Below are 23,651 nucleotides of genomic sequence, written 5' to 3' on the forward strand. Positions count from 1 at the left end.
GGGCTGCCCCGCCGTACTGCTTCGTTGTTGAGCACGTCGTTGCATTCGGCCACGCTGTTGGCGATTGTCGCTTCACAAAGTTCAGCGTCAGCGACTTGGTGGCGTCGTTTTTTCGTTGACCAAGGTTTGTATCGATTCAAAATCGACGGCGCGGGATTCGCCGGGGAAGGCATGTGGCAACAGCCACCACTCTTCGGTGAAGCTTCCTGCTTTTCCGGGCCCCAGATTTTCTGCGGGCCCGATCGGCTCTAGCTCGACCATTGGGTCGTTGGGGTACCATACCGAAATCGTCAGCGCCGCAAACTCATTGTACGCGCGGTTGGGGTAGGTCGTGAAACGTTTGACGAACATTTGATTGCTGGGTGCCAAGTAGGCGAACCAACCGGCATGGGAATCGAACCCCAACTTGGGTTTTGCCGGCACGTCACGAATCACCACAGCCCGATCCGAAACTTCGATGTTCGGATCCTCGGGTGCAATCGTTAGCACGTTGCCGTTCTCGTAACGCACATATCCGTGCGGGAATCGGCCGCGTGGCGAACGGGGAACAACAACGATGCCACCGCCAACAGCAAACGTTCGACTCCAATGGCATAGGTTGACGTGACTTTTCGATTCGTTGACGATCGTTTGCGTGCAACGGAGCTGGGAAGTCGTTTCGTGCAGTTCAAAGTCACGAACCAATCGGACGCCTGATTCCGGATCATACTCGCTAGTCATCCTGGCGGAGCGCGGTCCGGTGATTTCACCCTTCCAAGGACCCGCCCAAAGAACCATCCCACGGTTGACCATTTTCTCGGGGCCGATATCAAACCGGCCTGCATTCATGGGTGTTTTGGAGGCGTCTTTCTCGTAGGTCCACCCTTCATCGCCGGATGGCAGATACAGCACGTTGGCTCCATCGAGGGCGTACTCCAGCACGCGGCCACCGGCCTCGGGGCAAAGCGTCACAGAGGTCGACGCGTTGCTAAGACGGATACAGTGCTTGTATCCGTAGTAATTCAAGACTGCCGCTTCATCCTCGGCCGACGAAACATCGACCAGGACAAAGACGGAACATAGAAGAATGGCTGAGGAAGTGATTCTGCGAAAACGACAACAGGCGATCATGGGCGAATCCGAGAGGTGCGTGGCGAGGGGGTAGTCGAGACCTGCCAGCGCAACTTATTTCCATGGCGTCACCGATGCAAGCGCCGATTCACATCGCAGTCGATTCTGGTCGATTTCCAAAGATCCATTTGTCACGCGAAAGCGAAAGTAATCGTCGATCAGCGTGTGACATCGATCGGATAGTTAAGAACACGATTGCCGTCTTGTTCGACGGAACGCAGCAGCATTCGTTTTCCGACGAGCTCATCACCGTCGGGCCAGAAAATTTCTCGGCGGATCATTTCGCCGGGCTGGATCGTCACAAAGCGGCGTTTGTATTGTCGTCCCGGCGGTGGAAACAACAAGCAGTCGTACGATTGCGCTCGCGTGGAACGATTCGTCATCTCGATTTGGACTCGCATTTCGTTCCCGCGTAGCAATCGCGTCGTGATCTTGATCTCGAGCCCCTCGGGACCGACCGACAAATTGCGATGGACCGTGATCAGCTTTGGCGGCACGGTTTCGAGTTCGAATTGCAGCGGAACATCGTAGTCACCGATCTTCGCAGTATTGCCCAGCACGACATCGAATGACTCGCTCGTCGATCGTCCACTGAGCGTTTCCCAGTTGCGGATGGGTGAGCTGATCGACCATGATTCAGGCGTCAAAATGCGAACGGTTCCAACCAAGCTGTCGCGAGTCGGATTGGCAAACTTGACACTCAACGATTGCACTTGGCCCAGCAGACTGTCGAGCTGTTTGGGTTGCAGTTCCACCGACATTCGGAATGCGAGCAGAGATGGGTCGGCCCCGACGATGAAGATTGGAACCCGGCCGATCGAAACATGCTGGCACGGTTGGATCGGATCGGGTTGAATCGGTAAGTCGGTCACTCGCCCCCACACGTCGATCATTTGGACGTTGTCCCCCAAGTAGATTTTTTCGACCGCCGGCTCGGCCGACCACAACATCAACACGGCCCGATCGCCACCGACAAAGACGGCATTCTGCGCACCGCTTTGCAACTGAAGTGATCCCGTCTTGCGCAAGTTTCCGATCAATCGCGACGTCGTCCGCCATGGCAACAGCAGTTCGTCCGGCCGTCCGCTGGGGCGCAGCAAACCGTTTTGTGGATCGTAGGGATCGCTTACGAAGGCTGCCTGAACACGGTGCGAGCGAACCGTTGCCATCCGTAGAACGAGATCGCGGATACGGGCATCGCGGTCATAGCCGCTTTTATTGATCGGATCGAGCAATAGCCAAGTCCGCGGCCCGTCGCCGCGAGACTGGGATTCTCCCAGTTCCAAAAACGCATCTAATTCGTGTGCCGCCAACGGCGGATCACTGCTTCGGCAAACGGCTTGCCACGAAGCTTCTTTGCTATGCAGTTCTTCCTCTAACCAGGGCCACGAGATCGCGACCTCGATCGGTTGCCCAAATCCTTGCAGCCCCGTCGAAATCTGTTGAATAGACTCTTGCAAACGCGGTCGTCCCAGAAAGCTAAAATCGCGATCGCCGCCAAGTTGCCAGGTTCGGACCTTCAACGTTAAGCGCGTCATGATCGGTTCAAGCAATGGTTGCCAAGTATTGACGTCGCGAAACACTTGCGCGGCAACAATGTCGCGGCGACCTCGCAATTGATACTTCGGTATCTGAGACTCGGGTGGCGCATCGAGCATGCCGATCGTTTGCAAACCCGAGTCTTGCAGACGCGACAACAATGCGGCGACTTCTTCGGCACTCGCGGTGTCATCGGGAGCGATCCAACACGGATACTTGACCCAAGCAACACCGAGGCTGGACAACCATGTCGCCAACTCGCGAGGCGATGCCGATCGTGATCCGCGCGGCAGCGTCCAACCGAACGGACCGTGCGGCGGCCCGCCCACCAAGTCGTCGATCACAACCAGCGTGACCTCGGTTGATAGCGTGGACGTCTGTTTCCCCACGATGGACGCGGCGACGCGGTAGAACCCCGGTTCCAACCGTGGCAGCGCCCATGTGACTTCGGAATCGGGCGACACGACGGGCTTCTTTGATGACGATTTCGAAGCGGATTGCAAGTTGCCGTGACGCGCCGATAGTTGCTGTTTGGCAATCGCGCGACCGGCGTGATCCAGCAAGGCGAATTGAATCGTCGAATCGCCCGACGGCAAACCCATGATCTTTGCCGTCGTGGTGATCGATTCGCCGACGCGATAGACACCGCGCGACTGGTTGGTCGTGATCTGCAGCTGCGGATACTGGTCGATCCGAAGGTTGTCGAACCCTATCGTGCCGCGAATGTCTTCGAGTCCATCGTCGCTGCGTTGCACATGCACGCGAACCTGCATCGCTTTTGCCCCGACCGGTGGCCGTACCAAATCGACGCGGTAGGTCGTCCACTTGGTCGTCCCCGTGATTCGATCGGTCGAATGGGCCGCAATTTCGTCGCCGCGTTCGTCCAAAAAAATCAGTTCCGCTCGAGCCGAGTCATGACGCAGTCCCTGAGTCATGATGTCGGCCGAGAATCGATACTGAAACATTCGGCTGGCTTCGATCGTTGGCGACTGGGCCATCAATTGTCCACCGTCGAGGTCGATTCTCAAGTATCGATCGACCGTCATGTCCGAAATCGACGGCGGCAATGCCGGGAGGCTCGGGAATCGCGGCCGCAGGCTGGACCACATTCGCACCAGTTCGGTGTCGATCTGTCGCATCCGCTGGCCAAAGTCTTCGTCACGTGGAACGATCTGGTAACCGACGTACTTTGGAAATCCGTCGCCGATTCGTTGCTTCCAACCTTTGGGAGTCCCTTGGAAGTCGGGGTCGTCCCTACGCCCGAAGGTCCACGAATAGCTCTCCAATTTTGTCAGAGACGCGACCAACTGATTTTCATCGGTCGACGAATCAGCGGGCAACGACTGGGCAACCGCCGTAGCCGCAAGCACGAATCCGACCATCCACGCAGCGATCAACCACCGCAGCGAGCGGATCGCAAACGCGCACGACGTTCCACCCGCCGATGCGGCGGTGTAGGCGTCTGCAGTTGCGACACGTAAGATGCCGCCGGTGTTGATACCGGTCATGGGTGAGATGTCACGAGTATTAGCGAGAAGTAAAACCGAATGAACTTGAATCCGAGAGCGATCCCGATATGGCCGAGCTGAACCTGGCGTTGCGGACCGAACCGATGCGAATGGCGCTGCGTCCGTCCTTGGAATTGGCGTCCCGGTTGGGGGTCAGAGCCGTCGAGCTGGATGCGCGCAGCGGCATTCACCCTTCTCAATTGTCGGACACCGGGCTGCGACAGTTGCGAAAAATGCTGGACGACCTCAACTTGAAGGTCAGTTCTTTGCGTTTTCCGACTCGCAGGGGCTTCGATCGGCCAGAAAATCTCGACGAACGTGTGGACGCGACCAAGTCAGCAATGTTGCTAGCATATAAGCTGGGGGCTCCCGTGCTGGTCAATTCGATCGGATCGGTCCCCGACTCAGAAGACGATCCGCGTTACGCGACGCTGCGAGAAGTGATGGACGATTTGGGGCGACACGGGGCTCGCGTCGGTGCGTTTTTTGCTGCGGAGACGGGTACCGAACCCGGCGAAGTGTTGGCGAAGCTTTTGAACACGTCGGACGACGGTTTTGTCGGCGTTGCGTTCAATCCCGGCCAATTGATCATCAATCGTTTTTCAGTTCCCGACGCGGTGCGCGAACTTCGCGAGCGAATTCAATTAGTGTATGCGGTTGACGGCGTCATCGACCTCGCAGCCGGTCGTGGTATTGGGGTTCCTCTGGGACAGGGGATCGCCGATTTCCCGAACCTGATTGGCTTGTTGGAAGAGCATCGATACCGTGGCCGCTACGTCGTCGGACGAGCAGATTCGAGTATCGGTGAACTGAGTCAAAGTATCGAATACCTTCAAAACTTGTGAGCGGCTCCATGCAGATCGGCGTACCGAAAGAAACGTTCCCCGGCGAGCGTCGAACCGGATTGGTTCCAGCCAATGCGAAAAAGTTAGTCGGTTACGGCTTCCGTGTCGTTGTCGAGTCCGGAACGGGAATCGAGTCCGGTTTTGATGACGAGGCGTACGTCCAAGCGGGCGCGACCGTGTCGGACGACCGTCGCGCCGTGCTTGCCGACGCCGACTTGGTGCTTCGCGTGCGGAAACCGTCGGCCGAAGAAATTGGCTGGCTCAAAGAGAACGCCGTCCATGTCAGCTTCCTTGACCCATTCAACGATCCGGATCTGATTGGTGCGATGGCGGCGCAGGGTGTCACATCGCTGTCGATGGAGATGATTCCACGATCGACCATCGCACAAAAGATGGACGCGCTTTCGTCACAGGCCAACTTGGCCGGTTACGTGACCGTGATTCAGGCGGCCTACCATTGTCCGAAAGTCTTTCCGATGATGATGACCCCGTCGGGAACGATTCGCCCGGCCCGGGTGTTCATCATTGGTGCGGGTGTTGCGGGCCTGCAAGCGATCGCAACGGCGAAACGATTGGGGGCCCGTGTCGAGGCGTTTGATACCCGTCCTGTCGTTGCGGAACAAGTTCGGTCGCTGGGTGCAAAGTTTGTCGAGATCGATCTGGGCGAAGTCGGCCAAACCGACCAAGGTTACGCCAAAGCCCTTACGCCCGAGCAGATCGAACTCCAACGCCAAGGCCAGAAAGAAATCATTGCCGCGTCCGATGTCGTCATCACCACCGCGCAGCTGTTCGGTCGGCCGGCACCACGAATCATCACCGCCGACATGGTCGCCGCAATGCAACCCGGAAGCGTGATCGTCGACATGGCGGTTGAAACGGGCGGCAACGTCGAAGGTTCGCAGTTGGACAAAATCGTTGACGTCGGTGGCGTCAAAATCATCGGGCTGGGAAACCTGCCTTCGGAAGTCAGCCGAAACGCCAGCGAAATGTATTCCAACAACTTGGTCAACCTGATCGAAGAGTTCTGGGACGCCGACGCCAAAGTGCTGACGCTGGATCCAGACAACGAAATTGTGCGTGCGGCTGTGATCACACGTGATCGACAAGTGGTTAACGAATCCGTCCAAGCCAAAATGGGAACCTAAACATGGACATGGTCTACCTGGGCTTCATCTTGATGTTGTCCGTCTTTTTGGGTTTCGAGTTGATCTCGAAAGTGCCCGCAACGCTCCACACACCGCTGATGTCCGGCGCCAACGCGATCTCGGGGATCACCGTCGTCGGTGCGATCTTGGCCGCCGGCGCCGACTTGGGTTCGTGGGCAACCGGGTTGGGTGCGTTGGCCGTTTTCTTTGCGATGATCAATGTCGTGGGTGGTTACATGGTTACCGACCGCATGCTTTCGATGTTTAAGAAGAAAGACAATTCGCCGAAGGAAAAATCATGAGTCCAGAAATCATCGGCGGCATTTACATCGTCACCGCGGCGATGTTCATTTACGGTCTTAAACGACTCGGTTCACCCGCAACCGCGGTTGGCGGAAATCTGATTTCGTCAGTCGCGATGTTGATCGCGGTGATCGTCACGATGCTGTCGCAACAGATCGTCGACTATCGGTGGATCGCGGTTGCGGCCGTGTTGGGATCGATCGTCGGTGCGGTCGCCGCGCGCCGCGTCGCCATGACCGGTATGCCCGAGATGGTGGCGCTGTTCAACGGTTCGGGAGGGATCGCGTCGCTGCTGGTCGGCTGGGCTGCGCTTTATACCGCCAATGGCGAGTTCGGCATTTCGTCACCGTTCACGCTTGCCACGATCGTGCTGTCGATTCTGATTGGCGGCATCACGTTTACTGGCAGTTTGGTGGCATGGGCCAAGTTGGCCGAGAAGCTAGGCAGCGGCTCCGGTGCATTCGCCGGTCAGCGCTACGTCACGCTGTTGTTGCTTGCGATCACCATCGTCTGCAGCGTCATGATCGTGGCGTCGCCGGCCTGGACCAGTCCACTGATCTATGTCGTGATCGGCTTGTCGCTTGCCTTGGGGGTCTTTGCGGTGATTCCGATCGGTGGCGCTGATATGCCGGTGGTAATCTCGCTGCTGAATAGCTATTCCGGACTGGCCGCTTGCGCCGCGGGGTTCGCCATCAACAACACGATTTTGATCGTCGCCGGTGCGTTGGTCGGTGCCGCTGGCATCATCTTGACCAACATCATGTGCCGCGCGATGAATCGGTCGCTGACCAACGTCTTGTTCTCGGGTTTTGCGACCTCCGGTCCGGCCACCAAGGTCGAAGGCGAAGTGAAGCCGATCACCCCGGACGATGCCTACTTGATCTTGGAAGCGGCTTCGTCGGTGGTGATGGTGCCCGGTTACGGAATGGCAGTGGCGCAAGCCCAGCACGTTGTTCGCGAACTGGGCGAATTGTTAGAAGCCAACGGCGCCGAAGTCGCCTACGCCATCCACCCGGTCGCCGGCCGAATGCCCGGTCACATGAATGTTTTGCTGGCCGAAGCCAACGTACCGTACGATCAATTGGTCGAGATGGACGACATCAACCGGCGAATCGAAACGGTCGATGTTGCGATCGTGATCGGCGCCAACGACGTCGTCAATCCAGCTGCTCGCGAAGATACAAACAGCCCAATTTACGGAATGCCGATCATCAATGTTGATCACGCCCGCACCGTGTTTGTGCTGAAGCGATCGATGGCGTCGGGATTCTCGGGCGTCGAAAATCCGTTGTTCTTTGGCCAGAACACTCGCATGCTATTCGGCGACGCCAAAGCATCACTGGCCGCAGTGATCGCCGAATTTAAGTCCTAAGGACGCAGTATCAACTTTTCTGCTGACTCCAAAGCGACAACATTTCGATCAAGTGCTCGACCGCTTCGACCATTTCGTCCAGGCATGCGAACTCGGTCACGGCATGGATGTTGTGTTGTCCGCTCGACAGATTCGGCGTCGGAAGACCTTTTTCGGTCAACTGGCTGCCGTCGGTGCCACCGCGGATAATCATTCGCGTCGGCGTTCGCCCCAATCGCCTAAAGGCGTCCTCGGCAAGCGAGATGGATTCGGGCAGTTCTTCCAGCCCTTCTCGCAAATTTCGGTACTGGCGACGAACCAGGACCTCGGCCTTCAAGCCGGGCGTCTTAGCAGCAATCGAATCGGCCAGCGTTTGGATTTGTTTCGCGTACGTGACCAAGTCGTCGCTATCGAACGACCGTAAGATCAATTCGACCGTCGCTTCGCCTACTCCTCCGTGAATCCCGTGCGGATGGATGAAGCCTTCGCGGTTTTCGGTGGTCTCGGGCGTACATGTCTCGCGAGGCAACGTGGCCACCAAGTCGGCGGCCGCGCGCATCGCGTTGACCATTCGTCCCTTACCGATCGACGGGTGGATGTTGTGACCCGTGAAACGAACCGTGGCTGCGTCCGCAGAAAACGTTTCGACATCGATGACCGATGCACCTCCGCCGTCGACGGTATAAGCAACCGTAGCATCGAGCTTGCTCAAATCAATCTTGTCAGTACCGCGACCGATTTCTTCGTCGCAAGTAAACAGCACTCGCACCGGGCCGTGTAACAGTTGCGGATTTTCGACCAACGTTTGCGCAAGCTCCATGATGATGGCGACGCCGGCTTTGTCATCGCCACCCAACAACGTCGTGCCGTCGGTCGTGATCAGCGTCTTGCCGATCATGTTTGCGAGTGACGGCGACGTCGCCAGCGAAATTGCGACACCGCTCGGCAAAGGAATGTCGCCACCGGCATAGGCATCGATGACCTGTGGACGCACGTCTGCGCCGGGAGCCTCGGGGGACGTATCCAAGTGAGCGACCAACGCGACGATGGGGCTGTTGCCGCCGTCCGATGCGGGGACGGTTCCCCACACCAGCGAATTTTCGTCCTGTTCGACATCCGTGATCGACATGGCTGCCAATTCATCGCACAGCATCGCGCCCAGATCCCGTTGTCCCGACGAACTGGGGTAAGCGTCCGTTTCAGGGTTGGCGGTCGTATCGACGCGGACGTACCTCAAAAAGCGGTCCAACAGTCGGTCACGGTCGACGACGGTTTCGACCGACGCGGAAGTTTTCTTCGATGACATCGCATTCTCGGGGCTAGGCATTCATTCGTCTTGGCGGTTGCCGCTACATTGTTTCATAGAACCCTGGTCGTAGGCACCCGCCGACACCCGCCGATCTTTTTGACGCGAGATACAGATGGCCGATCAAGTCGCTTTTTTGATTTTCGATGTAGAGAGTGTTGCCGACGGCGACCTGGTATCCAAGGTGCGGTACCCGGGCCAAGACTTGACACCCAAGAACGCGATCGCCACGTTTCAAGACGAATTGATGGAAGCCAAAGGGACGACATTTATTCCCTACACCTATCAAGTCCCCGTGGCCGTGGTCGTCGCGAAAGTTGCAATGGACTTTCGGCTGATCGACATTGTTTCGCTTGACGAGCCCGAGTTTCGCCCCCACGTCATCACCCAGCATTTTTGGCGTGGTTGGGAAGCGTACAAGTATCCGACTTGGGTGACGTTCAACGGACGATCGTTCGACTTGCCGATCATGGAACTGGCCGCTTATCGATTCGGTGTGCCGCTGCAAAAATGGTTTCGCGGCGAAGGGTACAAGTCGCCCAGGAATCGGTACAACGTCGGATCGCACTTGGATCTCCAAGATGTGCTGACCAATTTTGGAGCGGCCCGTTGCGAAGGAGGATTAAATTTGATTTCGCAAATGCTGGGCAAGCCCGGAAAAATGGATCTTCGCGGTGATCAGGTCCAACAGCAGTTTGACGAGGGGAACAAGAAAGCGATCAGCGATTATTGCCGCTGCGATGTCTTGGACACGTACTTTGTCTTTTTAAGGACGCGGGTCTTGGCGGGCCAAGTCACACTTGACGAAGAGATCGAATTGGTCGCCGAAGCAAAACAGTGGATCGTCGACCGAGCGGATGACTGCGAAGCCTATCAACACTACCTAAAATACTGGGTCGGATGGCATAACCCATGGGTCGAGGAAGAAGGTGCGCCGGACAAAGGTGCGCCGGACAAGGGTGCGTTGGACAAGGGTGCGCCGGACGAGGGTGCGCCGGAGGGAAGTGCGCCAGGCGATCCCGAGGCGTCATGACGTTCGGATCCGGCGGGCTTCGTTCGGGCATCCGTGACGCCGCTGGACAGAAACGAACTTGCCAACGACCGAATCGATTGCTTATAGGGAAGTGTTCAGCGTCAAGTTGCCTCGATTCTCGCGCAGGAAGCCAGCCCCGTGTCACACTCGCCTCATCCCAGTTCGGACTCGGTTTCGAAGTCAGAAATTGCCGACTTTTACGACGGATTCAGCGATCGTTTGGTCAGCGGCTATGTGACTGGAAATCCGCGTCTGTCGCACGCGTTGGCGTTTGCAACCGAAAACGTTCCCGAATCGGCCGAATCGATCCTAGAAGTCGGCTGTGGAGTCGGCGAAACGACGAACCACCTGTGTTCGGCGCGGCCGGATTTGCGTGCCGTTGGCGTGGACATCAGTACCGAAAACGTGCGAATGGCGAAGCGGTTGTTTGCCGACTCGACAAACGCGCACTTCGAAGTCAACGATCTGACATCGCCCGTCGGTGGCGGTCCGTTCGATGTGGTGACGCTATTGGACGTTTACGAACACATTCCTGCGGTCGAGCGACCTCGCTTTCACGCCAACCTTCGTCAATCGATGGGTGAGAAATCGCGACTGATCGTGACCTGTCCTAGTTTTTTGCATCAACAACATTTGTACGCCAACGAACCCGAAGGGTTACAGATCGTTGACGAGATCATTGGGCCAGCGGATTTCTTGCAATTGGCAAGCGATTTGGGCGGTCATTTGACTCACTTACAATACGAATCCGTTTGGCGAACCAACGATTACGTCTATGCCGTCATCGATATCCAAATGGCGTATCAGTGGAAACCCAAACCTCGTGGAATCGAGCGATGGTCAATGAAGCTGGCCAAGTTTGTCGACAAGACTCCACTGGGTGGACCGGCTCGTCGATCGCGACTCGTCAAACGAAATCTTGCCGCTTAAACGGCCCAGGCGATTGCCATCTTAGGCGGCTCGGCGAAACTTCTTGATCGCTTTTTCGATTCGCTTGATTGGGCCGCGGCGCACGGTGCCGCTGAACACGAAGCGGTCGGTGAATTGATCGGCCGCGATGTCGCGAGTGATCCACTTGGGATGTTCGATCGTTCCGATCGGACGGGTCGGCAGGTTGGCGTGTGGGCTGGCGCGTCGCGTGTGCGTGGCGTCTTCGCCGAACCCGATGTTGGTGACCAAGTTGACTTGGGGCAGCACAGTCAATCCGTTCTGCATCCACGTCGTCAATGTCCAAGGGAACGCCCAGCTTTGGCTTCGTCCGGCGTGTACTTTGTCGAAAATCTCGGTCCAGTATTCAATTTCTTGGCGGCTTTGACACATGTTGGTCAGACCGCCGTCGTCGCGAAACGCCGGCCAGTTGGGAATGTTCAAATCGAAATGCTGCCAGGCTCGACGCCACGTCGCCCAGCCCCAGCAATGCGGGTACTTTGAAAAGTAGTAGCTGGCGTCGCCGCGATTGTGTCCGAGTTGGAAGTTGTTCCCGCTGACCGCCATCACTCGCGTGTCGTCTTCGTAACGTTCCAACAGTTCGGCGCAGTACGGAAAGAACGTTTCTTCGGCCAAGCAGTCGTCCTCCAGCACGATCAACCGATCGACGACTTCCATCGCCGCTGAGATTCCGGTGCTGATTCGGCGGCCGCAACCCATGTTGGTGTCGGCATAGATTCGGTGGACTTCGCACGGCCAGTCAACGGTTTCGGCGATCGCGCGCGACTGGGCCACCCGTTGTGCTTCGCCTTCGCGATCGGGCCGCGCCGCATCGCTGATCAAAAAAAGCGTCGTCGGTTTCGCGGCACGAATCTTCTCGAAACTGATCCGCGTCGGTTCGGGTCGATTGAAGATCACGAAGGCAACGGGAACATCAAGCATGGGTTCGTTTTCGAACGAGTGAGGGAACGTCGGGGACGCGGCCGATGGATTCAAGCAGCTTGAATGGATGAAGGACGTCGTTTGGGAAGATGTCGTTTCAATCGGGCCAAGCGTGTCGTCGTCCGACGCTTCAGCCAACTGGTCCACACGTCGATGTCGGGATTCGTCGCGTATCGATGGATCATTTGTTTGGCGCGGCCTTGGAAGTGCAGCGTATGAAACTGAATCGGATCGGCATGGTCACGGTGGTAACCGAACGGTTTCCCGTCTCGCCAACGGACCCGTTTGCAATGGTCGCCTTCGAAGCCGTCCATTTGTCGGATGTGATAGTCCAAGACCGAACCGTCGCGGATGGTTGCCAAGTCGACGATGCGGTCGGGAATCGATCGCGAGAAATGAGTGATCGCGGTCATGTCGGAGATGGACCGATCCAACTCGTTGGGGCTGTGGTGGAACAAGTCGTCGAAGAATTGACGTTGATCGGCGTCTTCAAACATGCGGTTGATGTAGTCACACAGTTCGTTCACAGTCTGGCGACGATTGATCATCAGCGAGTGGCCGCTGATGTACGAGATGCCAAGGTCGAAAGATGTAAAACGATTGGCGACCTCGCTGAGGTTGCTGTAGATCATCAGATCCGAATCGCACACCCAAGCCCGATCAACATCGTGAGTCTGCATCCACTGGGCAACGACGAACCAACGTTCAAAGCAAAACGTTTCGAACGACGGGGGATTGGGACTGCGATGAACATAATTGGAACGAAAGCGGTCGACACCGACGGCGTAGTCATCGACCAAGTGATGCGAGGTCGGCCACTTCATCAATCGGTTGTCGCGGTCACCGATCAGCACGATCTCGGCATCGGGATTGCTCAGCCGTGCTTGACGGGTCGCGATGTAGAGATGTTCGGCCCATCCGCTGTGGACGAAAATGATCGGCATTTGCATGGTCGACGGCTCCTTCGGAAATGAATCGTTGGCTTTTACCGTTTTTGTTTCACGCGCGTCAATGTTCAAAGCGAATGGGCGGAATTCGCTGGAATTTCCGTTGACATCGGCCCGCTTTTTTGGGAAACGCAGAGGCTGCCCTCGGTCGGACCACGACCGTGTCAACGATCCCAATTCCAGCTACGAGTTTCGCCGTCATGGATAGCCCCAACATTTGGTCTTCATCGGAACTGGCCACGCGATACGCGAAAGAGTTGGACATCGACATTGTGCCGTTCTTGCGAAACGACAAGATCACGCTGACGCGGAACCCGCAAACCGGCGTCATGATGTTCGACGGTTGCATCCCCGGTGACGGCAGGTTTTACGAACAATTGTCGAAACGCTCGTATTACTACATGGCCGATAAATGGGAGTTTCGCGAATCGATCGACCAGCTCGCCGATGAACCGAAGGACTCGCGGATTCTAGAGATCGGCTGCGGCAGCGGCGCGTTTCTGGATGCTTGCCGCGACGCATCGTTCACAAACGTCCAGGGCGTTGAATTCAATGAAAAGGCGATCCGTGAGTGCCGTGAAAAGGGGCACTCGGTTCGCAACATCGACTTGGCTTCCCTGGCCGAAGCGGGCGAACAGTTCGATCATATTTTCGCGTTTCAGGTGCTTGAACACGTTCCTGATCCAGACGTGTTCATGAAAACGGCAGCCACGTTGTTGTCACCCGGTGGAACGTTGGTGTTCACGACTCCGAACCGCGAATCGTTCTTGCAACGATTTCAGTGGCAGTTGCTGGATTTACCGCCGCACCACATGAGCCGCTGGGACAAGCAATCATATGAAACGCTGACCAGCCACATGGGACTGGAATTGCGAGATGTTCGATTCGAACCGTTGGCGAAATATCACTATCGGTTTTATACGTCCAGCATGGTCCAGCATCTTCCCGAGCGGAGCATCCGCCGTCGACTGGCAAAGGTGGCGTGTCGTATCGGCTTTGCGATGTACCCGATGAAGCAATCGATCCAAGGTCACACAATCATGGCCATCATCACCCCTCCGTCGCCGACGATCGCGTCGCAAACGCGACGTGCTGCGTGATCGCAGGAGAGTTCTAAAGTCGGGCACCCTATGTGGACCCGCCACTCCGCTGGCGGGATCGAACTGCAAAGCAGTTCGAATCCTCATGATTTCCGCGGGTTTACGCCGCTCTTGATCGAGGCATCTGACCGGCACCGCTCAAGTCTGCGTATAGCGAACGGTAGGCGGCGGCTTCGCGTGCGGCTCCGAACTGAGTTTCCATCAGATGGCGAGAACGGCGACCCATGTCCGCCGTCCTCTCTGCGTCGAGCAACATCGCTCGCAACTTTTCACCCAAGTCGTCTGCGTTCCCAGTTTGGGCCAAGTACCCGTTCTGGCCCGCGCGAACGTAGTCGGGAATACCGCCGGCGTCGAATCCAACGATCGGTGTTCCGCACGCCATCGCTTCGAGTCCGGTCAGCGGCAAGTTGTCTTCCAGCGATGGCAGCACAAAAACGTCAGCCGCACTGTAGACGGCCCGCTGATTCAACAGCCCCTGCACCGCGCCGACGTGATGAATCTTTGGTCGAGCGTGTTCAGTGTCCGGCAGCATGCCGCTGCCGAAAACGAGTCCTTCGACACCGGGAAGGTTCGCAATGCTAGCGATCGCCTGCATCATTTCACGAGCGCCCTTGCGGCGGTTGTTGATGTCCATGGCGCCAAAGCAGAACACGGTCGCGTCTGGATCGATCCCCAGCCGGGCTCGCGCTTCCAAGCGATCCATCGGGTAATAGTCGTTCGTCGAAATGCCGTACGGGATATGATGAAACGATCGAGCACCGGCCAGCAAGTCACTTGATCGGGCCGCGTCGATCAACCATCGACTTGGTGCTGCAATGTGCAGGTCGATACCGGCCAACGCCAGTTTTTTCTCGTTGAAATAACGACGGCTCGGATCGTTCTCGCCCGCCGTCGCCAGGTTGCTTGGCAGTTGTGGGCAACCGCCGCAACCGGTTTTGAAACGCTCGCAACCGCCACTGAAGTGGCAGCCGCCCGTCATGGCATTCATATCGTGCAGCGTCCACACCACCGGCTGGTCCGGCGGCAGCGATCCGAAAAAGCTCCGGTAGTCCAGGAACTTCGCGATCCAGTGCAGATGGAGGATATTGCCGTCTTCGCGATCGACGTGCTGCGTCGGTGGCCACGGTGTGTGAGGTGATCCCTGCGGCGACGAAAAGACTTCCAACCCGACCGGCCTCTGTTTCGTGATGCGTTTGAGCGACTGGCGAGCACCCCGGAATTTCGCGTAGGCAACAGCATCTCGAACCAATCCCTGTCGTTGCCAGCGTGCGGCAACGTATGACGCGTCGAGCTCGGGCCGGTGGCCTTGGCTGGCCGAGTAATAGAATCGGCTATCAACACCCGACCTCATCAGTTCAGCATGCAGCCGCCCGGCCGCAGCCGCGGCACCGCCGTCGAGAAAACTGTTGAAGTGGCTGACTTGCACGAAACTACATTCAGTGATTTGGTTCGTTGGATTCGATCTCAATCGTTGACGGCATTACCGTTTTAATCGTCTCGGATTGCCTCTAGTCTGAAATCGAATTCGGCAAACGGGGGGATTTGGTATTTCCAGGCAGCTTCTTTATGCCGCCCAAGCCAACGACGGGGCGTCATCGTTCGTCAACGTCGGGGCCGAGTTGGTGTTCGTCGATCCGACCGGCGACGACCAGTAGGGCGGATCGATCTGGTCGAACGTTTCTTCCGCGTGGCTCATCCATCGCATCGGCACCCGGCCATAGAACGAAGCCCATCCGGTGTAGGTGCTCGGTGGTCCGATGACCGTGTCGGCAGCAGCGAAGGCGTACATGTCTTCGATCATGTGGCCCGTTCCGAAGCAGACATTCAAATCGCCAAAGTCATGGTCGGCCAGCGGCACGTTGCCACACACCAGGAACACGACGTCGCGGTCGGCCATTCTTTCGCGTATCCGCCGCATCGCAGCAGCGTATTGGTCGATCGAGTAGAAATAGCGGCCGTTTTCGAATCGGGCGTAGTCGCCTTGGCGAATATGAACGCCGACGACGTGGCTGCCCCGTGCCCGGGCTTGGGCCATCAATCCGTCGACATTGGATTGGTGCTGGTCAGCGATTCGGTACACGCTGCGAATCGAATCGGCATGCTTTTGAATCCAGTCCCCGGCGTCGAACTTCCAACCGCTGACCAGAACGGGTCGGCGTCCGGTGGCTTTGCGAGCAAACGCGTCGCTTTGCAGGTCACATGTTTGTTGGGGCGTCACGCGGACGATGTGGAACGGGAACGAAGTCATTCGCAGGTGCGACAACGTGCGACCGGTCAAATAAACGCTGCGGTAGAGCATTTCGCGGGCGATCGGCGAAGGTGCCGTTGGACGGTTTCGTACCGGAAAACGGCACCAAAGGTCGTTCGAAGTGGCCTGAAAGTAGTGGGCGTAGCGAGCAAACGACGGGTTGAACAAAGGCACGTCGTATTGGCAAGCTGCCGCGATCAAATTCGACGACAACAGCAGCCGGTTGCCAAGTTGGCCGAAGTTGCGAGCAATGACAATCATGGGATTTTCCCTCAAAGATCCATAATGCGGGACCGGGCGAGGGTAGCAGCGAAGCGGGAAACACGGCAACGCCGATCACAGCAGCCCCCGATGTTCGTGATACAGCGGTGGTTTGCCCCCTCCGCCGCCCGATTTCAAAGATGCTTCTTGGCCTCGACGATTCTGGCTGCTTGGTGGTACATTGTGCGGCTTGCCCAGTGTTTTCGGGGCATTTTCCGGTCCAAGGCACCTCACCTTTCTGACGTTGTCCCACGTGATTCTGATCCTCAAGCACCAAGCCACCGACGATCAGATTGATCATGTGCTTCGTCGCGTCGAGGCAATGGGGTTGAAACATCACCTCAGCCGGGGAACCCATCGCACGATCGTTGGCATCATCGGCGACGAAGAACAATTGCGAGAAGAACCGCTCAAAGCGATCCCCGGTGTCGCCCAGGTCGTGCCCGTTTTGCCTCCTTACAAGCTCGCTTCGCTGGATGCCCACCCCGAACCCAGCGTGATCGAAATTTCGGGCGTCAAAGTCGGTGGCGGTCACTTGGGCATGATTGCGGGACCGTGCAGCGTCGAAGACCGTGATCGCATGTTTCGAATCGCCGAGCGAGTGGTCGCGTCGGGCGCGAACCTGTTCCGCGGCGGTGCTTTTAAACCTCGGACCAGCCCCTACGCGTTCCAAGGCTTGGGCGAAGACGGGTTGAAGTTGCTTCGGGAAGTCGGCGACAAGTTTGGCGTTCCCGTGGTCACCGAAGTGACGGATCCGCGATTGGTCGAATTGGTTGCCCAGTACGCGGACATGTTGCAGGTCGGTGCCCGCAACATGCAGAACTTCGCGTTGCTGACCGAAGTCGGTAAATCGCATCGGCCCGTGCTGCTAAAACGCGGCATGAGCGCCACGGTGACGGATTTGCTGATGTGTGCCGAATACATTTTGTCACAAGGCAACGCCAACGTGGTGCTTTGTGAACGAGGCGTGAAGAGTTTTGACCCGGCGACGCGCAATCTGTTTGATGTTGCGGCGGTGCCTTTGGTTCACGGGCTTTCCCACTTGCCAATCATCGTCGATCCGTCGCACGCGACCGGTCGGCCCGATTTGATTCCCGCGTGTGCGATGGCCGGCTTGGCCGCCGGCGCCGACGGGGTTCACATCGAAGTCCACGATTGCCCCGAAGAAGCCAAAAGCGACGGCCCCCAGGCGCTGTTGCCCGACCAATACGACGAGTTGGCGGCCCAGATGAAGTCGCTGGCCGGCCTGCTGGGTAAAACCATCTCGCCGCTTGCGGCTAAGTAAGCCGTCATCGAATTAACAACCACAAACCACACTCCCAACACGAATCCACCACAACCGGAGACACTCGCTTGAGCCGCCGCATTTTGATCGCAGGAAATTGGAAGATGAACACCCGCCGCGCAGACGCAGTCGCGTTGGCCAAGGGTATCGTCGCCGCGGTGGGTGAAAACCCGACCGTCGAGGTCGTGTTGTGTCCTCCATCCGTGTACGTATCTTCGGTTGCAAACGCCGTTGCCGGAACGCCCGTCGAATTGGGTTCACAGAACCTCTATGCCGCTGCCGACGGAGCCTTCACGGGCGAAGTCAATGCAGCGATGTTGACCGACGTGGGTTGCCGATTCGTGATCCTTGGCCACAGCGAGCGTCGCGCGATCATGGGCGAGACCGACGCACAGATCAGCGAAAAGCTGCATGCCGCCTTGGCCGGAAACCTGGTTCCGATCGTTTGTGTCGGCGAAACTCTGGAAGACCGCGAAGCGGGGAACACGGAAAAGGTCGTCGAGACGCAACTTCGTGGATCGCTCGAAGGACTCGACGAAGCCCGCGCGGCCGGCGTCGTGATCGCTTACGAACCGGTCTGGGCCATCGGTACCGGCAAAACCGCATCGCCGGAACAGGCCGAAGAAGTTCACGCGTTCATCCGTAAGCTGTTGGGCGAATTGTTCGGAGCCGATGTGGCCGGACAAATCCGAATTCAGTACGGTGGCAGCGTCAAACCGGGCAACGCCAAGGAATTGCTTGGCCAACCGAATATCGACGGAGCCCTCGTCGGTGGTGCCAGCTTGAAGATTGAAGACTTCATGGGCATCATCAACCCGGCATAGCCACCCATAGTCTGGCACCGCCACCCAAAACTCGGCACCGCCACCCAAAACCCGGCACCGCCACCCAAAACCCGGCACCTAAAACCCGGCACCGCCACACTGGGCCCGCCGTCCCCCACTTTTTCCACTCAAAACCTTGCTTGGTATTTCGATGACGTTTCTGCTAATCGCCTCTGTGTCCAGCACCCTGCTGGGATTCCTGATGGGCTTTTTGTCGCTGTTCTTGATTCTGTTGATCTTGATCCAGCGTGGCAAAGGCGGCGGTTTGACCGGCGCTCTCGGTGGTCCTGGTGGTCAAAGTGCGTTCGGCAGCAAGGCCGGCGACACGTTCACCGTGATTACCGTTGTCGTCGCCGCAGTGTGGGGATTCACCTGTGCCTTCACAATGTGGCTGCTGGGAACTCACTCTCCCACGCCGATTGCGGATTCGACAGTTTCAGCGGGCCCGGGCGACGAAGCAGCCAAGACTGGCAACGAATTGGTGATTCCGCCGATGGGCGGCACGCCCGGTTTGAGTGGAATCGGTGAAGGTTCGCTCAGCGAATCAATCGAGAGCGCAACGACCGATCTCGTGCCTGCGGAAACCGCCGGCGACTCGAGCGTTGACTCCGACGACGACGCGACAGCGATCGACGAATGAAGCCCTTCAACCCCGCTGGCGTTCGCAGCATGACCGGCCAGGGGCATGCGTCGAATCAGTCCGAATTGGGAACGGTGTCGGTCGAGGTCCGAACTGTCAATAACCGCGGCTTCAAGTGCACGTCGCGGACCAGTGATTCGTTGGTGGGCTTGGAGAACAAAATCGAGACGCTTGCCCGATCGATGATCCATCGAGGCAGCGTTTCGATGCAAATTTCATGGCGGCGACCCGATGATGACGCCGGTCCCGGCGTGGATCGGGACGTCCTGCGTTCCTACGCGAAACATGTGATCGGCGTCCGCGACGAATTGGGTGACCCGGCTGTCACGATTGACCTGTCAAACTTGATGACGCTGCCGGGTGTGATCGTTTCCAATCGAGATGATCGTCGTCCGACCGATGAGCTGTGGTCGCTCGTCGAACAGGTGATTGTGTCGGCGATCGAAAATCTGGACCATATGCGCGAGGTCGAAGGTGCCAACATGGCCCGAACGCTGGTTGCGGATGTTCAGCTGATTGACGAATCGTTGGCCCAAATCCGCGAACTGGCACCGCGAGCCGTCGACGTTTATCGCAGCCGTCTGGAATCCAAAATCACCAAAATCTTGGCTGAACACCACCTGGACGTCCAATCGGTCGATCTGCTCAAGGAAGTCCAGATTTACGCGGATCGAGCCGATATCAGCGAAGAGGTCACACGTTTGGCCAGTCATTTGGAGATGTTTGGTTCGGTCTTGAACGGCGCCGCCGATGCGGACCGTCGCGAACCCACCGGCCGCAAACTAGACTTCGTCATCCAAGAAATGTTCCGCGAAACCAACACCATCGGCAGCAAAGCGTCCGATGCGGCCGTCTCGGCACACGTCGTCGAGATCAAATGTGCGATCGAACGAATGCGAGAATTGGTCCAAAATCTCGAATGAGCAATGGAAACCACGGACGATTGGTCATCATTTCCGGTCCCAGCGGGGCCGGAAAGAGTACGGTGGTGCGCGAATTACTAAAACAATGCGAATTGCCGCTCGTTTTAAGCGTGTCGGCCACGACCCGGCCGCCGCGGCCGGGTGAAATCGACGGCCAACACTACTTTTTTCTGACAAAAGACGATTTCGACCAGCGGAAGTCGGCCGGGGCGTTTCTAGAATATAAGGAAGTTTTCGGTCGCGGTCACTGGTACGGCACCCTGCGAGATCAGGTCGCTACTGGCCTGGAAGCGGGGAAGTGGGTAATTTTGGAGATCGATGTTCAAGGAGCGATTACGATCCTTGAAAACCGCGACTTCGATCCGATTTCGCTTTTTATCCATCCCGGCAGCATGGATGAGCTCGAAGAACGTTTGCGGGCACGAAGAACCGAAACCGAAGATGCCATCGCCGCAAGGTTGGAAACAGCAGGCAGCGAGATGCTTTACCGGCATCGATACCAATACGAAATCATTAACGGATCCGTCGATGTGGCGGTCGCCGAGATCTGTCAAATTTTGAAAGACAAAAAGGAAAAAAATTCATGCTCGAAGAGCTAAAAGAAGAAGAGATCGTCAACAAGGTTGGCGGCCGTTTCAAACTGAGTACGTTGATCCAAAAGCGTTTGGTCCAACTGAACCAGGGCAGCCGCGCGCTCGTCAATGTCGACACCCACGACAAAATGTCGATTGTGTTGCAAGAAATCATGCAGGACAAAATCGTTCTGAACATGGACAATGACGTTCAAATGGTTCCCGATTTGGATGCCGCGATCGCACTTGCCGAAGGTCCAGATCTGGACGAATCGGATCTTTAGGGATCGATCGAAACACGAACGTTGGATTCGAGACGTGGGATCGGTTGAAAGCCGATCCCACGTTTTCATTACATTCGCCGTTTGAAAAACATTGCCGCAAGCGGGATGTGTCTTCCGCTTCGCCACCCTTCTGGGCTGCCCAATCGCATGAAATCACGCCAGACCGTATTGCTGGCCATTGGTGGCGGCATTGCCGCCTACAAGTCGGCCATCCTTTGCAGTCGTCTTGCTCAAGCCGGATTTGAAGTGCGCGTCGCCCTGACGGGCGCCGCCGCCGCATTCATCGGCGCACCCACGTTCGCGGCGCTCTCGTCTCGACCAGTTGCGTCCGAGATGTTCGACTCGCGTTTTCCGCTGGGACCCCATATCGAATTGGCTGATGGAGCCGATTTGATGGTCATCGCACCGGCGACGGCAAACTTACTGTCGAAGTTTGCCAACGGTGCTGCCGATGATCTGGTTAGCACGCTGTACCTTCAAGTCGCCTGTCCGGTCTTGCTGGCTCCGGCGATGAGCGCCGCGATGTGGTCGAAACCATCCGTTCGTCGAAATGTCGTGCGTTTAGAAGAGGACGGATGCCACTTTGCGGGCCCCGAAACGGGATGGCTCAGTTGTCGCGTCAGCGGCGAGGGGCGGATGGCCGAGCCCGAATCGATTCTGGTCGCTGCCGAAAAATTGCTTGATAAGAACAACTCGGTATAAACAACTATGACGCTTTTTGTTTTTGGTCACCGTAATCCGGATACGGATGCGATTTGTAGCGCATTGGCCTACGCCGACTTCCTTCGCCGCACGACGCGCCCCGATGCGATCGCGGCCTGTTGTGGAACGCCAAACGAACGGACCGAGTTTGCGCTGAAAAAGGCGAATCTGAAAACGCCGCGGATCATTATGGATATCCGCCCCGATCTCGAGGACGTCTGTAATCGCCAGCCCATCGTTGCGAATACGGATGATGTCTTCTATGACGTTTACCAGCGAATGAACGACCACGACGTTCGTTCGATTCCGGTGCTGGATGATGCCGGCAAAGTGGTCGGCATCGTCACGTTGTTGGACTTGCTTGAATTGATGCTGCAAGGCGGCGTCGACCCGGTGCGATCGCGCGAGGTGCGAAGCACGCTGTTAAAAGTCAATTCTGTTGTCGGCGGCCAGTTTCAACATTGCGTTGAGCCCGATCGTGTCGATGACTACGTCGTGACCGTGGGGGCGATGAGCGCCGAAGGCTTCACCAATCGGATGAAGCAGTTTCCGGCCGAGCGGTTGTTGGTGGTCAGTGGCGACCGGCCGACGATTCAATTGCCGGCTTTGGAAATGGGCGTGCGAGCCCTGGTCGTGACCGGCGGTTACCAATTGTCCAGCGGATTGATGCAGTTGGCCAAGGCGCAAGGTGTCTCGGTCATCTGTAGCCCCTTTGATACCGCAACCACGACGATGCGGATCAAGGCAGCCCAGCGGATCGAACCGATCATCGAAACCAGTTTCATGAAGTTGTCGTCGAAGATGCCCGTTGAAGCGGCACGAAATCAAGTCTTTCGCAGTCCGCAAACGATCTTTCCCGTGCTTGATGGCGACGAACTTTTTGGCGTGATCAGCAAGAGCGACTTGGTCAATCCGCCCAAGACCGAAATCGTGCTGGTCGACCACAACGAGATGTCACAAGCCGTTCACGGTGCCGAAGATGCGAACATCGTCGAAGTCCTTGACCACCACCGATTAGGCGGATCACTTAAGTCGAATCACCCGATGCGGTTCTACATGGAGCCGGTCGGTTCGACGTGCACATTGGTTGCCAAGATGTTCCAACGTGCTGGGATTAACCCGTCACCGGGAATCGCACTGTGTATGGCATCGGGCATGATCAGCGACACGTTGTTCTTGCGTTCGCCCACAACCACCGACGTCGATCGCGAAGTGTTGCAGTGGTTGGAAGAACTGTGCGACGTTGACATGAGTGAATACGCCAACGAGTTCTTTCAAGTCGGCTCGGCGCTGCGATCATGCACCCCCGAGCAAGTCGTTCGTGAAGACTGCAAAGAATTCGAGGAATCCGGTCGGCGTTTTTCGATCTCGCAAATCGAAGAAATCGGCTTCGATCTGTTCTGGCAACGAAAGGATGAACTTGCCACGGCGCTCGAAGCACTCGCGACCGAAAATTCGCTCGAGTTTTCGGCGCTGCTGATCACCGACATCGCCAGCAACGGAAGCCTGTTGTTGATGAGCAGCGAGCCGGACGGTTGGGAAGAGATCAATTATCCCCAGCTTGAAGACAAACTGTACGAGCTCGAGCAGGTCGTCAGCCGCAAGAAGCAGCTTTTGCCATTGATCATCAGCCTGCTCGATATGCCGCAGGCGCCGATGCCTTAGCAGCGACGCATCAGTGACTGGCGCAGTGGACGAGGCGACTAGTCCTGTCGCACGGGACTCGTTGCCTCGGAAAACGCCGGGATAAACCGGTTTGGAATAGAGAATGAAAGTTTCTTACAGTGAAATCTTAGCCAAGAACGCTGGCCCTGAGTCGTACGCTGACCGTGGTGACACGTTGGGTGTGGTATCGA

At 57.1% G+C, this 23,651-nt stretch carries 22 protein-coding genes; 15 read left to right on the forward strand and 7 right to left on the reverse strand.

Annotation, left to right across the window (positions count from 1 at the left end; all coding sequences use genetic code 11):
• Nucleotides 1–87: 87 nt before the first annotated feature.
• Nucleotides 88–1,110 (reverse strand): hypothetical protein, encoded by a 1,023-nt coding sequence (locus Poly51_RS07780; protein WP_146456028.1) that lies wholly within the window; start codon nt 1,108–1,110, stop codon nt 88–90.
• Between the two features lie 158 nt (nt 1,111–1,268).
• Nucleotides 1,269–4,157 carry a hypothetical protein gene (locus Poly51_RS07785; protein WP_146456030.1) on the reverse strand — a complete coding sequence of 963 codons (2,889 nt, stop codon included), beginning with the start codon at nt 4,155–4,157 and terminating at the stop codon, nt 1,269–1,271.
• 68 nt (nt 4,158–4,225) lie between these two features.
• Between Poly51_RS07785 and Poly51_RS07790 the strand changes: the two genes are divergently transcribed.
• Genes Poly51_RS07790 through Poly51_RS07805 form a run of 4 tightly spaced genes read left to right on the forward strand, consistent with a single transcriptional unit; the run spans nt 4,226 to nt 7,822 of the window.
• The gene (locus Poly51_RS07790) at nt 4,226–5,002 is read left to right on the forward strand and encodes a sugar phosphate isomerase/epimerase family protein (RefSeq protein ID WP_146456032.1); all 777 of its coding nucleotides are present in this window, start codon (nt 4,226–4,228) and stop codon (nt 5,000–5,002) included.
• 8 nt (nt 5,003–5,010) lie between these two features.
• Nucleotides 5,011–6,147: a Re/Si-specific NAD(P)(+) transhydrogenase subunit alpha gene (locus Poly51_RS07795; RefSeq protein WP_146457241.1), complete on the forward strand. Its 1,137-nt coding sequence runs from the start codon at nt 5,011–5,013 to the stop codon at nt 6,145–6,147.
• Between the two features lie 2 nt (nt 6,148–6,149).
• The gene (locus Poly51_RS07800) at nt 6,150–6,449 is read left to right on the forward strand and encodes an NAD(P) transhydrogenase subunit alpha (protein ID WP_146456034.1); all 300 of its coding nucleotides are present in this window, start codon (nt 6,150–6,152) and stop codon (nt 6,447–6,449) included.
• On the forward strand, nt 6,446–7,822 hold the full coding sequence (locus tag Poly51_RS07805; protein WP_146456037.1) for an NAD(P)(+) transhydrogenase (Re/Si-specific) subunit beta: 1,377 nt from the start codon (nt 6,446–6,448) through the stop codon (nt 7,820–7,822). The genes Poly51_RS07800 and Poly51_RS07805 overlap by 4 nt, the downstream gene beginning before the upstream one ends.
• A gap of 10 nt (nt 7,823–7,832) precedes the next feature.
• On the opposite strand, the gene pepT is transcribed toward Poly51_RS07805, so the two are convergent.
• Entirely contained in the window at nt 7,833–9,107 is a 1,275-nt protein-coding gene (pepT, locus tag Poly51_RS07810) for a peptidase T (RefSeq protein WP_146456039.1), read from the reverse strand.
• Nucleotides 9,108–9,222: 115 nt separating this feature from the next.
• Here pepT and Poly51_RS07815 point away from each other — a divergent pair, with 115 nt between their 5' ends.
• Nucleotides 9,223–10,140: a 3'-5' exonuclease gene (locus Poly51_RS07815; RefSeq protein ID WP_146456041.1), complete on the forward strand. Its 918-nt coding sequence runs from the start codon at nt 9,223–9,225 to the stop codon at nt 10,138–10,140.
• Nucleotides 10,141–10,278: 138 nt separating this feature from the next.
• Nucleotides 10,279–11,070 (forward strand): class I SAM-dependent methyltransferase, encoded by a 792-nt coding sequence (locus tag Poly51_RS07820; protein WP_186775413.1) that lies wholly within the window; start codon nt 10,279–10,281, stop codon nt 11,068–11,070.
• 21 nt (nt 11,071–11,091) lie between these two features.
• Here the strand turns inward: Poly51_RS07820 and Poly51_RS07825 are convergent, their stop codons facing one another.
• Entirely contained in the window at nt 11,092–12,009 is a 918-nt protein-coding gene (locus Poly51_RS07825) for a glycosyltransferase family 2 protein (protein WP_146456046.1), read from the reverse strand.
• Nucleotides 12,010–12,059: 50 nt separating this feature from the next.
• Complete coding sequence (locus Poly51_RS07830; RefSeq protein ID WP_146456048.1) at nt 12,060–12,959, reverse strand: hypothetical protein; 900 nt, start codon at nt 12,957–12,959, stop codon at nt 12,060–12,062.
• A 197-nt stretch (nt 12,960–13,156) separates the two neighbouring features.
• Here Poly51_RS07830 and Poly51_RS07835 point away from each other — a divergent pair, with 197 nt between their 5' ends.
• On the forward strand, nt 13,157–14,056 hold the full coding sequence (locus Poly51_RS07835; protein WP_146456050.1) for a class I SAM-dependent methyltransferase: 900 nt from the start codon (nt 13,157–13,159) through the stop codon (nt 14,054–14,056).
• A 100-nt stretch (nt 14,057–14,156) separates the two neighbouring features.
• Here Poly51_RS07835 and Poly51_RS07840 read toward each other — a convergent pair whose 3' ends face one another.
• Nucleotides 14,157–15,482 carry a glycosyltransferase gene (locus tag Poly51_RS07840; protein WP_146456052.1) on the reverse strand — a complete coding sequence of 442 codons (1,326 nt, stop codon included), beginning with the start codon at nt 15,480–15,482 and terminating at the stop codon, nt 14,157–14,159.
• Between the two features lie 138 nt (nt 15,483–15,620).
• Nucleotides 15,621–16,565 carry a hypothetical protein gene (locus tag Poly51_RS07845; protein WP_146456054.1) on the reverse strand — a complete coding sequence of 315 codons (945 nt, stop codon included), beginning with the start codon at nt 16,563–16,565 and terminating at the stop codon, nt 15,621–15,623.
• Between the two features lie 253 nt (nt 16,566–16,818).
• On the opposite strand from Poly51_RS07845, the gene aroF reads away from it, so the two are divergent.
• From aroF to Poly51_RS07885, 8 genes are all read left to right on the forward strand, one after another.
• Nucleotides 16,819–17,850 carry a 3-deoxy-7-phosphoheptulonate synthase gene (gene aroF / locus Poly51_RS07850; RefSeq protein ID WP_146457244.1) on the forward strand — a complete coding sequence of 344 codons (1,032 nt, stop codon included), beginning with the start codon at nt 16,819–16,821 and terminating at the stop codon, nt 17,848–17,850.
• A gap of 68 nt (nt 17,851–17,918) precedes the next feature.
• Nucleotides 17,919–18,674, forward strand: coding sequence for a triose-phosphate isomerase (gene tpiA, locus Poly51_RS07855; protein WP_146456056.1), 756 nt, complete (start codon nt 17,919–17,921; stop codon nt 18,672–18,674).
• A 151-nt stretch (nt 18,675–18,825) separates the two neighbouring features.
• Complete coding sequence (secG, locus tag Poly51_RS07860) at nt 18,826–19,314, forward strand: preprotein translocase subunit SecG (protein ID WP_146456058.1); 489 nt, start codon at nt 18,826–18,828, stop codon at nt 19,312–19,314.
• The gene (locus tag Poly51_RS07865; protein WP_246114335.1) at nt 19,311–20,237 is read left to right on the forward strand and encodes a YicC/YloC family endoribonuclease; all 927 of its coding nucleotides are present in this window, start codon (nt 19,311–19,313) and stop codon (nt 20,235–20,237) included. Before secG ends, Poly51_RS07865 begins: the two co-directional genes overlap by 4 nt.
• Nucleotides 20,234–20,836, forward strand: coding sequence for a guanylate kinase (gmk, locus tag Poly51_RS07870; protein WP_146456060.1), 603 nt, complete (start codon nt 20,234–20,236; stop codon nt 20,834–20,836). The genes Poly51_RS07865 and gmk overlap by 4 nt, the downstream gene beginning before the upstream one ends.
• Nucleotides 20,821–21,093, forward strand: coding sequence for a DNA-directed RNA polymerase subunit omega (locus Poly51_RS07875; RefSeq protein ID WP_146456062.1), 273 nt, complete (start codon nt 20,821–20,823; stop codon nt 21,091–21,093). The genes gmk and Poly51_RS07875 overlap by 16 nt, the downstream gene beginning before the upstream one ends.
• Nucleotides 21,094–21,240: 147 nt before the next feature.
• Nucleotides 21,241–21,795: a flavoprotein gene (locus Poly51_RS07880; RefSeq protein ID WP_146456064.1), complete on the forward strand. Its 555-nt coding sequence runs from the start codon at nt 21,241–21,243 to the stop codon at nt 21,793–21,795.
• 6 nt (nt 21,796–21,801) lie between these two features.
• On the forward strand, nt 21,802–23,460 hold the full coding sequence (locus tag Poly51_RS07885; protein ID WP_146456066.1) for a putative manganese-dependent inorganic diphosphatase: 1,659 nt from the start codon (nt 21,802–21,804) through the stop codon (nt 23,458–23,460).
• Nucleotides 23,461–23,651 lie beyond the last annotated feature (191 nt).

The sequence above is a fragment of the Rubripirellula tenax genome, from assembly GCF_007860125.1.
GTDB classification, from domain to species: domain Bacteria; phylum Planctomycetota; class Planctomycetia; order Pirellulales; family Pirellulaceae; genus Rubripirellula; species Rubripirellula tenax.